The organism is Sulfuriferula multivorans (assembly GCF_003851125.1).
GTDB lineage: Bacteria > Pseudomonadota > Gammaproteobacteria > Burkholderiales > Sulfuriferulaceae > Sulfuriferula > Sulfuriferula multivorans.
In genome coordinates this window covers 19,183-32,343 of the sequence record NZ_BGOW01000007.1, presented here as the reverse complement: position 1 = coordinate 32,343, position 13,161 = coordinate 19,183, and the positions used below count along the sequence as shown (strand labels likewise).

The 13,161-nt window shown below is 50.1% G+C and carries 13 protein-coding genes; 8 read left to right on the top strand and 5 right to left on the bottom strand.

Going from position 1 to position 13,161, the window contains the following annotated elements:
- The first annotated feature begins 33 nt into the window (after nucleotides 1-33).
- The 7 genes from EI185_RS05295 to EI185_RS05265 all read left to right on the top strand — a co-directional run bounded on the left by EI185_RS05295 (nucleotide 34) and on the right by EI185_RS05265 (nucleotide 8,214).
- A complete protein-coding gene (locus tag EI185_RS05295) occupies nucleotides 34-690 on the top strand; it encodes an ABC transporter ATP-binding protein (RefSeq protein ID WP_124704087.1) in 657 nt (218 codons plus the stop codon).
- 443 nt (nucleotides 691-1,133) lie between these two features.
- A complete protein-coding gene (locus EI185_RS05290; RefSeq protein WP_124704086.1) occupies nucleotides 1,134-2,636 on the top strand; it encodes an ABC transporter ATP-binding protein in 1,503 nt (500 codons plus the stop codon).
- On the top strand, nucleotides 2,633-3,667 hold the full coding sequence (locus EI185_RS05285) for an ABC transporter permease (RefSeq protein ID WP_124704085.1): 1,035 nt from the start codon (nucleotides 2,633-2,635) through the stop codon (nucleotides 3,665-3,667). The genes EI185_RS05290 and EI185_RS05285 overlap by 4 nt, the downstream gene beginning before the upstream one ends.
- Nucleotides 3,660-4,583 carry an ABC transporter permease gene (locus tag EI185_RS05280; protein ID WP_124704084.1) on the top strand — a complete coding sequence of 308 codons (924 nt, stop codon included), beginning with the start codon at nucleotides 3,660-3,662 and terminating at the stop codon, nucleotides 4,581-4,583. Before EI185_RS05285 ends, EI185_RS05280 begins: the two co-directional genes overlap by 8 nt.
- A 107-nt stretch (nucleotides 4,584-4,690) precedes the next feature.
- Nucleotides 4,691-5,749, top strand: a complete 1,059-nt coding sequence (locus EI185_RS05275; RefSeq protein WP_124704083.1) for a BMP family ABC transporter substrate-binding protein — start codon at nucleotides 4,691-4,693, stop codon at nucleotides 5,747-5,749.
- 144 nt (nucleotides 5,750-5,893) lie between these two features.
- Complete coding sequence (biuH, locus tag EI185_RS05270) at nucleotides 5,894-6,589, top strand: biuret amidohydrolase (protein WP_124704082.1); 696 nt, start codon at nucleotides 5,894-5,896, stop codon at nucleotides 6,587-6,589.
- Between the two features lie 737 nt (nucleotides 6,590-7,326).
- Nucleotides 7,327-8,214, top strand: coding sequence for a hypothetical protein (locus EI185_RS05265; protein ID WP_223247684.1), 888 nt, complete (start codon nucleotides 7,327-7,329; stop codon nucleotides 8,212-8,214).
- Between the two features lie 169 nt (nucleotides 8,215-8,383).
- On the opposite strand, the gene EI185_RS05260 is transcribed toward EI185_RS05265, so the two are convergent.
- Genes EI185_RS05260 through EI185_RS05240 form a run of 5 tightly spaced genes read right to left on the bottom strand, consistent with a single transcriptional unit; the run spans nucleotide 8,384 to nucleotide 12,182 of the window.
- A complete protein-coding gene (locus EI185_RS05260; RefSeq protein ID WP_124704081.1) occupies nucleotides 8,384-8,932 on the bottom strand; it encodes an ureidoglycolate lyase in 549 nt (182 codons plus the stop codon).
- Nucleotides 8,932-9,951: an allantoicase gene (gene alc / locus EI185_RS05255; RefSeq protein ID WP_124704080.1), complete on the bottom strand. Its 1,020-nt coding sequence runs from the start codon at nucleotides 9,949-9,951 to the stop codon at nucleotides 8,932-8,934. The genes EI185_RS05260 and alc overlap by 1 nt, the downstream gene beginning before the upstream one ends.
- Before the next feature lie 21 nt (nucleotides 9,952-9,972).
- Nucleotides 9,973-10,488, bottom strand: coding sequence for a 2-oxo-4-hydroxy-4-carboxy-5-ureidoimidazoline decarboxylase (uraD, locus tag EI185_RS05250; RefSeq protein ID WP_124704079.1), 516 nt, complete (start codon nucleotides 10,486-10,488; stop codon nucleotides 9,973-9,975).
- Nucleotides 10,489-10,496: 8 nt separating this feature from the next.
- The gene (puuE, locus tag EI185_RS05245; protein WP_124704078.1) at nucleotides 10,497-11,429 is read right to left on the bottom strand and encodes an allantoinase PuuE; all 933 of its coding nucleotides are present in this window, start codon (nucleotides 11,427-11,429) and stop codon (nucleotides 10,497-10,499) included.
- 18 nt (nucleotides 11,430-11,447) lie between these two features.
- Nucleotides 11,448-12,182 (bottom strand): GntR family transcriptional regulator, encoded by a 735-nt coding sequence (locus tag EI185_RS05240; protein WP_124704077.1) that lies wholly within the window; start codon nucleotides 12,180-12,182, stop codon nucleotides 11,448-11,450.
- A 627-nt stretch (nucleotides 12,183-12,809) separates the two neighbouring features.
- Between EI185_RS05240 and uraH the strand changes: the two genes are divergently transcribed.
- A complete protein-coding gene (gene uraH, locus EI185_RS05235) occupies nucleotides 12,810-13,160 on the top strand; it encodes a hydroxyisourate hydrolase (RefSeq protein WP_124704076.1) in 351 nt (116 codons plus the stop codon).
- Nucleotide 13,161: the final 1 nt, after the last annotated feature.

Below are 13,161 nucleotides of genomic sequence, written 5' to 3'. Positions count from 1 at the left end.
AGGCCGCGTTAAATCGGTTCACGATCATGTTCGATGAGCGCATGCCGCAGCTTTAAACGATTTCCCGTTTACACAAAATCGCGGATACCCCCTGTTCCGGTCGACAGCGGCGAGATACTTTTTGATGGCAAGTCACTGCGTGACACGACTATCGGCTACGTATTCCAGAACTACCGTGACGCGCTGTTCCCCTGGATGCGCACCATCGATAACATCCGTTATCCGCTGAAGCTAGCGGGCAAGACTAAGCAAGAGGTTGAGCATCGTGTCGGAGAACTCGTTACTTCGTTCGATGTGCAGTTCGACCTTAATCGCTACCCATATGAGTTGTCTGGTGGACAACAACAGACGGCGTCAATCATGCGTGCGCTAGCACCGCAGCCAGAAGTACTTTTTCTCGATGAACCATTTTCGTCGCTGGACTACGAGATGACGCTGTTCATTCGAGACAAACTGCAGGAAGTATTCTTGGCAACTCACACCACGATGGTCCTGGTTTCTCACGATCTTGAAGAAGCTGTATACCTATCGGATCAAATTCTGTTACTCACGCGGCGTCCGACACGCATTGCAGAGATCGTGCCATTTGACATTGCGCGCCCACGCAGCGTGGAAACCCTGTCGGATGCGGAATTCGTCCGCACCAAAGCGCACTGTTTGCACATATTTCAACAAGAAGTACGGCGTTAATGTTGTTTGTACAGGCAAGATCCATAAGGTCTTCAGGACCATTATCTAGATCAGTATCGGTCTTGTCTGCCTGCTTTGAGGAAGCATATGTATCGCTTTCCATTACGGCGCAGCGAACCCAGCCAGGTAGTTAAATTTCCGTAAAAGGAGCGCGGGCTAAAAATAGCTTACAGATCTTTTGGATATGATCCTGTTGTGGTGCGATTTTCGCTATTTTTGCACTTCCTTTGTGCATGTAAAGGGTAATCATGGCAGAAATCGTCCCATATAAAATTCAAAAATGTAGGAGGCTAAATAAAGTTTATAGAGGAAGCAGTCTTAGTTCTGCCCCTTTCCCCTTATAAGGGTATTGATTTTGCCAGCAGCACCGGTTTAGTTTCAATCAAATGGCATGTAACTTGCTTTGTTGCATGCAATGATGCATTTTAATTTGGGCCGACTTCATGCATATCGAACTTCGAGGTATCAGCAAACATTTCGGTGAAGTCGCTGCCAACGCGGACGTGAACCTGGAAATCAAAGCCGGCGAGGTGTTAGCGCTGCTGGGTGAAAATGGTGCAGGCAAGAGCACTTTGATGAAAATCCTCTATGGTTTCTACCAAGGTGACTCGGGAGAGATCGTTATTGACGGAACCACAGTGGAAATCGATACGCCTCGCACTGCAATGGCCTTGGGCATAGGCATGGTATTTCAGCAGTTCAACTTGATTCCGGCGTTAAGTGTGGCGGAAAACCTGATGCTGGCTTACCCAAAGTCCCCATGGTGGCAAAGCAGGCACCGCCCTGTATGGTCAACTGTTTTAGAGAATTTAACCAAACTTGCTCGTGATATTGATCCATCCAAACTTGTCCGCCACCTCGCTATCGGAGAGCAGCAACTGGTGGAGTTGGCAAAAGTGCTTAACCTGAATGCACAACTGGTCATTCTTGACGAGCCTACAGCCGTACTCACGCCTCAGGAGTCGGAAAGGCTGTGGGCGCTGGTTAGGCAATTAGCTGACAGCGGCCGTAGTGTGGTGCTTATTACCCATAAATTTGAAGATGTGGAAGCGTGCGCTGACCGGGTCGCAATCATGCGCGCTGGTCGCTTGGTGGAGGTCGCCGACGCACGTGGGAAAACCATCGACGAGATGGTTACTTTGATGATGGGACAGCATCAAGTAGCTGCCAATCCATCAGTCAAGAGCCCGCAAAAGGACATTCAAAAACTTTGGATCAAGAGCATCAGCGCCAAGGATCGGCGTGCCGCTATCGTTGACATCGAACTCCAACTCGCTCCGGGAGAAATTCTGGGCATTGCCGGTGTTGCAGGAAACGGACAGCGTCTGCTGGCTGATGCGGTCGCGGGCCTGGCTGTTTTGGATAACGGCGAAGTGATACTGGATGGGGAGGTGGTGAGCCGCCTGGGGCGGCAACCAGTTAATCCAAACCGGAACAGCAAAATCGGGTATATCCCTGAACAACCTCTGGAAAACGGTGTGGCGTCGGACCTTGACCTTACCACCAACCTTAGTCTCCATCGTCTTGTCGGTATGCCTTTCTTTCCGAAAAAACAGACTGAGCAAGCTCAGGCGCAGAAACTAATTGATGAGTTTAACGTGCGGCCATCGGATCCAACCAAGTTGGCACAGGATTTATCCGGCGGCAATTTGCAAAAACTAGTTTCGGCGCGGGAGTTGTCCGGCATGCCGTCTTTGGTCGTAGCTTGCTACCCGAGCATGGGTTTGGATATTTTATCCACTCGGGCGATCTATGAGCAGATGTTCAAGCACGCTGAAAGAGGCGCATGCATTCTATGGATATCAGAAGATCTTGATGACCTGTTGCAATACGCGCACCGTATCGCGGTTCTTTCCCATGGAAAAATTACCGGTATTCTGCCCGCAGCATCAGCAGACAGGCAGACCATCGGATTACTCATGACAGGTGCGAGGAAGACGGCATGAATGGAAGCCGGGTTTTGCGCGCCGAAGTATTTCCAATCCTGGCATCGGCATGCCTATTCTTGGCTCTGGGTGCAGGGTTTTTTCTGCTTGAGGGGCATGCCCCGGTAGCGCTTTTCTTGGAGATGGTGAAGAGTGCATTTGGTGACAGCTTTGCCTGGTCCGAAACCTTGGTAAAAGTCGCCCCAATACTGCTTTGTGCCAGTGCCGTCGTACTTCCGGCCAAGCTCGGTCTTGTCACTGTAGGGGCTCAGGGGCAAATGAATTTCGGTGCCATGGCAGGCACTGCACTGGTGCTGAGCATGATGAATGGATCGGCATGGGTTGTGCTGCCACTCATGCTCCTGACAGCGAGTCTCGGCGGTGCATTCTGGGGAGCGGTGCCTGGCGTGTTCAAGGCGCGGCTCGGCGTTAACGAGACAATTAGCACCCTCATGTTGAACTATCTCGCGCTGCAACTCGTGGACTATGTGGTGCATGGACCCTGGAAAGACCCAAGCAATTTGGGATGGCCTGCCTCCGCCAACTTCCCGGATGCCGCCATATTGCCCACTTTTTTCGGCTCGCGAGTGCATTTAGGATTGGTCATCGGGGTTGTGGCTGCACTCATTCTTCACGTTTTGGTGACCTACAGTCGTTGGGGCATCGCTTTGAAAGTAATGCGCAGTAACCAACGGGTTGCTCTGAGTGCGGGTTTGAATTATGAGCGCAACGTCATTATCGTCATGGCGATTTCCGGGCTCCTGGCCGGGATCGCAGGTATCGCTGAAACCTCCGTCATGCAGGGAAGGCTGCAAGCGGGCTTGGCCGGTGGCTACGGTTGGAGCGGATTCCTAGTGGCGTGGCTGTCGGGACAAAGTTTTTTGAGGATTATCCCAATGTCCATTCTCGTTGGTGGCCTGCTGTCTTCTGCCGACGCTTTACAGTTGTTCGCGCAACTTCCTTCCTCCAGCGCCATTATCCTGCAAGGGATGTTGTTCGTAAGCGCATTGGTGGTCATGAACTGGGTGAAACTGAGAGGCTACCATGCTTGACTCTTCCGCATTTAACATCAGCGATCTGACGGTTTCTTCCCTGCGCAGCTCAACGCCAATCCTGCTCGCAATTCTGGGTGAAACGCTTACCCAGCGGGTGGGCATTATCAATCTCGGCGTAGAGGGTCAAATGCTGGTCGGCGCTTTGGCCGGGTTCGCTGCAACCCTGAGTTTCGGTAATCCCTGGATCGGACTCCTGGTCGGCGCATTGGCAGGCGTGCTGATGTCGTCCTTGCACGCCGGGCTTTGTGTTGGTCTGAAAGCAAATCAAATCGCTAGTGGTATCGCCGTTCTGATCCTGGGCATGGGGCTGACCTCGTTTTATGGAATTCCATATGTGGGCCAAAAAATACATGGATTCCATCACCTTTTATCAGCACATTGGCAGACCGTGCCAATACTTGGGACTTTCGTCTCCCAACTGACACCTACTGTGATCATCGGTCTGATCGCGACCCCACTAGTGGGAATATGGCTGTACCGCACAAGAACCGGGCTGATTTGGCGATCCGTAGGTGAGTCCGTCCAGGTTGCCCGCGCGACAGGAATCAACCCGGCATTTGTCCAGGTTCAGGGTGTTCTGATTGGAGGATTTTTCTCGGGTTTCGCTGGCGCGGCGATGTCCGTGGATTACACGCGCGACTGGGTTGAGAACATGACCGGAGGCCGAGGATTGGTCGCAGTCGGTCTGGTTATCGTAGCCCGCTGGAATCCCTTCCTGGCTTTGCCTGCAGCACTACTGTTCGGCGGGTCGGAAGCCTTCTATCTGCGGCTGCAGACGGCTGGTGTGGCCGTCTCTCCGTACTTGTTGGCCACCATACCCTATGTCGTGACGCTGCTTGTTTTACTGGTTAGCTATTATCTGGCAAACAAGGAAGGAGGGGCTCCTCAGGGACTCACTGCAATTTTTCGCTAGCGGTTTTTGGCATGGCTGGTTCTGCATCGGATTTGTGAGTGTGGAAGCAGGAAAGCATCTATTTTTTTCTGACGTTTTTTAACATTGATCACAACGGGGAGCAAAGCATGAAATTCAAAAGCATATTGGCCGCCATCGGGCTGTTTGCCGCTATCACAACTGCCTATGCCGAAACAAAGATCGGCTATATTTATGTCGGCCCAAAAACAGACTATGGATACAACTACGCCCAGGATCAGGGGCGGCTTTATATGGAAAAGCACGTCAAGGATGTCAAGACCAGCTACTTTGAAAACATCCCGGAAAACGCCGATGTGGAACGGGTGATGGAGCGTCTGGCACAGTCCGGATACAAGGTCATTTTCGCCACCAGCTATGGCTACCTGGATCCGGCCCTTAAGGTTGCCAAGAAGTATCCGAATGTTACTTTTATGCATTCGGGCGGATTCAAACTGGCAAAAAACTTGGGCACCTATTTTGCCGACATCGATGACGTGATGTATCTAGCGGGCATTTCGGCAGGCGCAAGCACAAAATCCGGTAAATTGGGCTTCATCGCCGCGCACCCAATCCCCCAGGTGCTCCGCAATATCAACGCCTTTACTCGTGGCGCCCAAAGCGTCAATCCTAAAGTGACCACTACCGTTGTTTGGACTGGTACATGGTCTGATCCTGCGAAGGAAGCCGAAGCAGCCAATGCACTGATTGATTCCGGAGTAGATGTGCTCTCCATGCACGTGGACTCTCCCATTGCCATTGTCCAAACTGCTGAAAAACGCGGTGTGCACGTGGTTGGCTATCACGCCGACGCAAGTAAATTTGCACCCAAGGGCTGGTTGGTGGGTGCCGCCTGGAACTGGGGGCCGATGATGACCAAGATCGTCGAGAGTATTGAAAAAGGCACATGGAAATCGGAAAACATCCGCGGCAGCCTGGCGACCGGCGATGTTAAGCTGACGAAATTCGGTCCATCCGTTACCGACAAGACCAAAGCGCTGATCGCCAAGAAAGAACAGGCCTTCGTGTCGGGTAAAGATCCGCTGTGGGCTGGCCCAATTGTGAAACAGGACGGCACCGTAGTTGCGGCGGAAGGTACCACCATGCCGTCCGCTTCTGTAGAGCAGATGAACTTTTTTGTGAAGGGCGTGATCGGTACTGTTCAATAAACTGACTCGGTCTGCGTTGGCTGACCGCTGGGTGAATACCGCCCGGCGGTTTTTCACAATTTGCTGTGGTGGTCCGATCCCGTTTGCTCATATCCTTGACCATCAACGGGCTGCACCACGGCTTATCCGGATTCAGAGGAAGCAATGAAAACATTCAAAGTAAACGCCGATCCCTATATATGGCCCTTCGACGGGGAAATTTCGCCGGAGCGGGTCGCACTGCTGGTTATAGATATGCAGACCGACTTTTGTGGCAAAGGCGGTTACGTCGACGCGATGGGCTACGACATCAGCATGACTCGCGCGGCTGTAGAGCCCATACGACGGACACTGGATGTCGTGCGCAAAGTGCCGGGCATGCGGGTTATCCATACCCGGGAAGGACACCGTCCCGAGCTTGTTGACCTGCCAGCCAATAAGGTCTGGCGGAGCAAGAACGTTTGCCCCGGCATCGGCGAAATGGGTCCGTGTGGGCGCATTCTGGTACGCGGTGAGGTTGGTTGGGACATTATCCCTGAACTTGTGCCTATTCCCGGAGAAGTTATCATCGATAAACCGGGTAAGGGAAGCTTCTATGCCACAGACTTGGAGCACATCTTGCACACCGTGGGTATCACTCACCTGATCCTCACAGGCATCACGACCGATGTGTGCGTCCACACGACTATGCGGGAGGCCAATGACCGGGGCTTCGAATGCCTGCTCCTCACCGATTGCACAGGAGCGACGGAGAAGCGCCACCATGAAGCGGCAATCACAATGGTAAGCATGCAAGGGGGTATTTTCGGGGCAACTGCAACTTCGGACAGTTTGATTAATGCTCTTCGGGTTTTAGTTTAGAGATGCGGGATCAGGGTTTGCAATTTCAGTTGGCATGGAAATAACACTATGTGTTGCCGATCTGAAATAAAGTGTATCCAGCGTGGGGTCAGGTTCTTATATTGGGTTTGAATCGATTCCCAATTTCAGGAAATTCTATTACGAATTAATTCCCAAACAGGGCCACCCGGGGGCGCCTCCACATAGGGTCCTCAGCTCCTCCAAGATTAGGTTTTTGATGACCTCCAAGGAGTAGACGGTACTGTCCTCTTCTAGTGTTTCTATGCTTTGGTGCGGCAGGCAATGTGGCTATTTTCAAGATATCGCGCTCATCGGTATCCCGATGCAATTTGGCCTTGATGCTGCGAAGTTCGGCTTCCTTTGAGTAGTTAGCAAAAATTCAATTGTGTCCACTTTATTGACATATTGAGAACTATTATTTTGTGATGCTTAAAGAGGTAAAAATCATTGGCTTGCACTATCTTGGAACAAAGCACCTGTCAGAATGCACTATGTTTACGCATTACTCGTCCGCACCCCAATAAGAAATTCTCACATTTCTCTTTGTCAGTCACTCGAATAATTCATAATTTCTCTATGAAATTGCATATGTTGTATGCAATTTTTCTGAAATGTTGCATGCAGTTTAGTTGGGTTGGTTATTTGGCATATCGTTTGCTTTAATGCCTTTGAACGGAGGGGGACTTTAAATTCTCCGTACTCAACTTTTTAATTAATGAATGGGAGTGATATCAAAAATGGTTAAGTTAAGCACAAACTCAAGCGCGACCAAGTTAAGGGCCTCTACTGCACTGATTGGATGTTCAGTGTTGCTTGCGTGCTTTCCCGCATTCGCAGCTGACTGGAGTGACACGTCTATCAGTTGGCGTTATGGCACCAGTTTTGCGGAGCCTTATGAGGGGAATGACATCACCAAGAACATTTTTGCGCTGACTCATGCGAGCGGCTACAAGTACGGCACTAATTTTTTCAATGTCGACATGCTGTTGTCGAACAGCAAGGATCCGTCTAATGCCCATTCGACTGATGGCGCGCAAGAAGCATATGTAGTCTATCGCAACACGTTAGACCTCGGTAAGATCACAGGCAAAGATTACAAATTTGGTGTCGTGAAAGACATCGGTATTACTGGGGGATTCGATTGGAACACCAAGACTGATGCCGGTTACAACTCCAAGAAACGGATGCTGGTATTGGGGCCAACCCTTATGTTTGACGTGCCAGGCTTTCTTAATGTTAGTTTGCTGGTTTTGTGGGAAAGCAATGCACCATGCAATACCTACACCAACACATGCGTCTCGCGCTATTCCTATAAAACGCATCCGATGCTGACCGCGGCATGGGCCATTCCAATTGGTGATTCGGCATTTTCATTCGAAGGTTTTGCGAATTTCATTGCCGCAAAGGGTAGGGATGAGTTTGGTGCGCAGACCAAACCGGAGACCAACATTGATGCTCAGATCATGGCCGATGTAGGAAAGCTTATGGGTGGGCCGAAAGGCACGTTCAAGCTTGGTGTCGAATATCAATACTGGAAGAATAAGTTCGGTGTCGATGCATCAGGCTCTGCTGGAAGTGGCGCTTTTGCCAAGACCCCAATGATTAGAGCCGAGTACCACTTCTAAACAGGGAATGACAAATTCGCAGTCAGGATTCGTCAAGGCTCCAGCGTGGATTGATGCGATCAGCACATCAAGCTCGTGTTGGAGTCTATTTTGTAAGGCAGTGCGTCTGGATTTCACCTGCTTTCATAGACATTTAACTAACAGCTTCCTGACTGTAGTTGTTCGAACGCTAGCTGGAAGATAGCCAACTATCGGGTTTGAGCCATCTCTTAATTTCAGGAAATTCGATTACGAATTTTTCGTTGAGCTCAGAAACATCACAGTTAGTTCCTATACCGCCTCGATCAATAACCAGGAATTCAGTTGTGCGATTTAGCACAATGAGAGGGTGATGCCATACGCCGGGTTTGTAATTTACGCCTTGATGGCCATTGCTCAAGAAAACTCGTGGCCTGTCTGGAAAATCGTTATTGGTCGTGCTGGCGACGACAATCAGGAATTGATGATTTCCCAATGGGATAAATGCCTGGCTTCCTAGCGGATGCCGTTCGATTTTATGCAATGTCAGCGGGAAGTGGGTGGGAGCGCTGCGAAATATGCTGATTAAAGGGCGTCCATTATCTGCGGCGACATCAATTTTGGCGAGGTCATGAAAACGCTGTGCCTGGCCCTCATTCACAAAGAAGGCACTTGAATCTCTGGCTTCGATCACATCACCGAATGGAGCAAACTCATCTGCAGTGAGTGGCTCGACCGTCAACTCGCCAAGGCAGGCCATTAAGAGCTGCCCTCATCGAGGTTTCCCCAAAGTCGCAAACGACTGACACCGCCATCCGGGATAATGTTGAACCGGATGTGTGTAATCGCTCCTAAAGCATGGATCTGGTCTGTGAATGTATGTATTTTATCCATCGTCAGCGACTGTTCTGGCAGTAACATTGGCCAAAACATACTTTGCGTTATCATGGATTGCTCGGTTCCGTCTTGGACATAAGCCCCTTGTACGGAGAATTTGTCAGGATAGTTGCCCTTGTAATGGGCGGTATCGACTTCGATTTTCCTTATTGTGCCGGGATGCCCCAGCGCAATAATTGCCCAGTCATTGCCGGGTTCGCGTCTGCGCCGTGTTTCCCATCCATCGCCCATATTGATGCCGCGACCAGGTGCCAGCAAATTAATGGGATTGCCGAAATGTGCATCGTTGCAGGCCACCGCCAGTCCACCGTTCTCCAGAGCAACGAGATCATATAATTGATCTTTCGCGCGAGCTGCCCAATCACAAGCGACCTGACCGAATATGCGCAGGCGTGCGATGCCCCCATCGGGATATATGTTTAAACGTACATGGCTCCATATACGGGGATCACATATTTCAAGGTAATGATGCGCGTTGCCGCGCAGGGAAATGGGATCCAGCAGACGTACCCACTGGGTTGATTCGTCCGGGTCTTTATCGCAAATAGCTGCTTCTAACGACGCGGCAGGTGGGTAGTTTCCAGTAAAGTGGCTGGTGTCGATGTCTATGCCTTTAATTACGCCACGAAGACCCAGTTTCACCACGCAATGATCATTTCCAGCCCCACGTTTGCGCCGTGTTTCCCATCCATCCATCCACTTTCCATGATCGTCATATTTCCCGGGGATGAATATTGGTGGTTCTGGATTGAGCAAGCGTTCTTTAGGCGCAAAAAACTCATCGCTGGCTGATAATGCCTGCGCACCTAAGCGCAGGTCTGAAAGATTGACCCAGCGGGTAGCGAAATCGGGTGCCTCATGAATTGCAGATTGAATTTCCATTGGGTTATTTCGCTGAAATAGTTAATCAATGACAAGATCATTGAGGCGATAGCTGGCAATACACATGATTTCGTCCAGGGCGGCATTTACTTCCCGGTCAAATGGGTGGGCAATGCGTTGTTCCATCGCGGAGATGATGCTTGCCTTGGTCATGTTCCGAACCGCGATGATAAAAGGAAAACCGAATTTTTCCTGATAGGCATGATTAAGCTCGGATATCCGCGCAAACTCTTGTGGAGTGCACTTGTCCAGACCGGCTGCGCTTTGTTCCAAACGCGAAGCCGCAGTTAATCCGCCGTCGATAGCAAGTTTTCCAGCTAATTCAGGGTGGGCTCGGATCAGCGCCAGCTGCTCAGATTTGCCGGCCGCGAGGACGCATGCGTGCATTGCTGCGGCGAGTTTCGCCACTGAAGTAAATGGGCGTCGCTGACTGGCGTGCTCGGCTACCCAGGGCGAGTGTTCATAAACACCTGATAAACAGGAGATGAAAGCTGTTTGCTCAAGCGCGTTCAGAGACGCTATTGAATAGATAGACATATCGCTCTTCAACAATTGCGTGGTGCAGGATGGTGCTTGATCCAGTGCAGGGCAATATCGATCCGGCGACATATCCAGACTTGTTCATGGCGCTGAACATGGTCCAGAAAACGCGCTAGTGCAGCAATTCGCCCCGGGCGGCCGGCCATGCGGCAATGCAGGCCTATCGAGAGCATTTTTGGTGCATTGGCACCTTCTGCATAAAGGGTGTCAAATGCATCTTTTAGATATGAATAGAACTGGTCGCCGCTGTTGAAACCCTGTGCGGTGGCGAAGCGCATATCATTGGTATCCAAGGTATAGGGCACAACCAAATGAGGTTGACCGGACACTGTTTCCCAGTAAGGTAAATCATCACTATAAGAATCGGCGTCATAGACAAAGCCACCGTGTTCCACCAGCAAACGGCGCGTATTTTCACTGGTCCGTCCGGTATACCAACCTGCAGGGGCGCTGCCGGTCAAATCGCGCAACGTTTCCACTGCCAGTTGAATATGTTCGCGCTCCGTGGCCTCATCCATGCCGTGATAATCAATCCAGCGCCAGCCATGCGCGACGATCTCGTGCTTCGATTCGACTAAATGTTTAGCCAGTTCAGGGTGTCTCGCCAATGCCATTCCCACAGCAAAAACGCTGAGGGGCAGTTGCCGGTCATGGAAAAGTTTCAGGATTCGCCATACACCGGCTCGACTTCCATATTCGAACAATGACTCCATGCTCATGTGTCGACTGCCGACAAAGGGTCGGGCACCGATGATTTCCGAGAGAAATGTTTCCGAAGACGCATCACCATGCAGGATGCAATTTTCTGAGCCTTCCTCGTAATTCAGCACGAACTGTACGGCAATACGTGCATTTTCAGGCCATCTTGGGTGTGGAGGGTTCTGCCCGTAGCCAATCAGATTTCTTGGGTAGTCAGCTGCTAATGTGTTTTTGATCATTTTTTATCATTTGAGGGTTCACGCCAATCCAAGAATTTCAGCGAGGTTTATTTTTGCTCTCTCATCGTTCAGATTGAGTCTCGCTTCTATCGCTAGCAAATGTTGTTCCATCATTTTAAGTGCGCGTTTTACATCTTTACTTGCGATGACATCGATCAACCGGTCATGCTCGTCGTGACTGCAGGCTACGTTTCCGGGTAATTGATACAGCGCAATGATCAACGAGCATCGCGACACCAATTCAGACAGAAATCTCTGCAAGACACTGTTCCCGGCCAATTCTGCCAGTGCAATGTGGAACGCACCGCCTAGACTTATCCAGTTGGCGCGATCGCCGCTCTCGAAAGCCGCATGTTCTGCTTTTGCCATTTTGCGTAGGCCAGCAATTTGCGCATTGCTTGCGTGTTTAATGGCGAGTGGAATAATCGCCGCTTCAATACCGCGACGCGCAGCAAATATTTCTCGGGTTTCTTGCGGTGTAGGGGAAGCAATGCTTGCGCCATGATTAGGTTTGAGCACCACAATATGGGCATGCGAAAGCCGCTGTAACGCCTTGCGCACAATAGTGCGGCTTACTTTAAATAGCTCGCAAAAGTGTGCTTCGGTCAATTTGGTGCCTGGAGGCAGTCGTTGGTTCATCACAGCATTGAAGACAGAGTCGTAGATTTTTTTATCTACGTCTGACATGCCTCGTTTTGTGACGATGGAAGAGGATGCCATGGAGGCTGATAGAGATTCATTTAGCGAAGTCATATTCGTTCATTCCTTCATGTCCTTTTGCAGCGTTTTCATCTGTTTTTCTTTAATAAAAAAGTTGTCTTTGTTCCAGGTTTAATGAATTGTGCGCTGCATCAGCAAGCCGGACCAGTTGAACTGGATACAACTATGTCGTGATATCGTATATTACAAATGTACAACATATGAATATTGCTGTGCGCACCATATTGTGGCGAAAAAAATAAAATTGCACCAAGGCAATGCGAAATAGACCCTATGCTCATCGTATCAAATCGTGTTTACGGCTTTGTTATAGCATTATAAATCTATCCTGCATATTGTCAGGCTATATTGCTAAGTATTTAACATTGTATACATACAGCGTTAAATACAACGCTATATGAAAGTATTTTTTCCGGCACGCTACTCTTAAGTAAAACAATCTGAATTGAAGGTATGGATATTGCTTTGGAAATTGTGTCCAACTTTCAGTGCACCAAGTCATTAAAAATGTTTCATGAAGGTTAAGCTCGGTTCGAGAGATTTGTGTTTGAACTTACCAAGCTATAGCCACGCCAGCCTGTTCTGTTTTCAGGTGTGTTATGCATTCGGAAAGCAGAATGGCGATCACGATGGATTTACTGGAAAGGAATCGCTTCCCAAATGGGAAAATTAACCACGCATATTCTTGATACGGCGCAGGGTTGCCCTGCCTCCGGCATCCCTGTGGCGCTTTACCGGATAGGTCAACCTGACACGCTGCTGGTTTCTTTCCAAAGCAACATTGACGGGCGTACTGACAGCGCATTACTCGAAGGCGGGGAACTGTACATTGGTGAGTACGAATTGGTGTTTCATGTTGCTGAATATTTCCGCAATTCTGGTCTTGCCGTATCAATCCCACCATTTCTAGATCGCATTGCCATTCGCTTCAGCGTGGCTGATCCGGCAGGGCATTACCATGTGCCGCTGCTGGTATCGCCGTGGAGCTATTCGACTTATCGGGGGAGTTGAG

Coding starts and splice junctions, on each gene's coding strand:
- EI185_RS05295 (WP_124704087.1), top strand. CDS start 34: ATGAGCGCATGCCGCAGCTTTAAACGATTTCCCGTTTACACAAAATCG.
- EI185_RS05290 (WP_124704086.1), top strand. CDS start 1,134: ATGCATATCGAACTTCGAGGTATCAGCAAACATTTCGGTGAAGTCGCT.
- EI185_RS05285 (WP_124704085.1), top strand. CDS start 2,633: ATGAATGGAAGCCGGGTTTTGCGCGCCGAAGTATTTCCAATCCTGGCA.
- EI185_RS05280 (WP_124704084.1), top strand. CDS start 3,660: ATGCTTGACTCTTCCGCATTTAACATCAGCGATCTGACGGTTTCTTCC.
- EI185_RS05275 (WP_124704083.1), top strand. CDS start 4,691: ATGAAATTCAAAAGCATATTGGCCGCCATCGGGCTGTTTGCCGCTATC.
- biuH (WP_124704082.1), top strand. CDS start 5,894: ATGAAAACATTCAAAGTAAACGCCGATCCCTATATATGGCCCTTCGAC.
- EI185_RS05265 (WP_223247684.1), top strand. CDS start 7,327: ATGGTTAAGTTAAGCACAAACTCAAGCGCGACCAAGTTAAGGGCCTCT.
- EI185_RS05260 (WP_124704081.1), bottom strand. CDS start 8,932: ATGGCCTGCCTTGGCGAGTTGACGGTCGAGCCACTCACTGCAGATGAG.
- alc (WP_124704080.1), bottom strand. CDS start 9,951: ATGGAAATTCAATCTGCAATTCATGAGGCACCCGATTTCGCTACCCGC.
- uraD (WP_124704079.1), bottom strand. CDS start 10,488: ATGTCTATCTATTCAATAGCGTCTCTGAACGCGCTTGAGCAAACAGCT.
- puuE (WP_124704078.1), bottom strand. CDS start 11,429: ATGATCAAAAACACATTAGCAGCTGACTACCCAAGAAATCTGATTGGC.
- EI185_RS05240 (WP_124704077.1), bottom strand. CDS start 12,182: ATGACTTCGCTAAATGAATCTCTATCAGCCTCCATGGCATCCTCTTCC.
- uraH (WP_124704076.1), top strand. CDS start 12,810: ATGGGAAAATTAACCACGCATATTCTTGATACGGCGCAGGGTTGCCCT.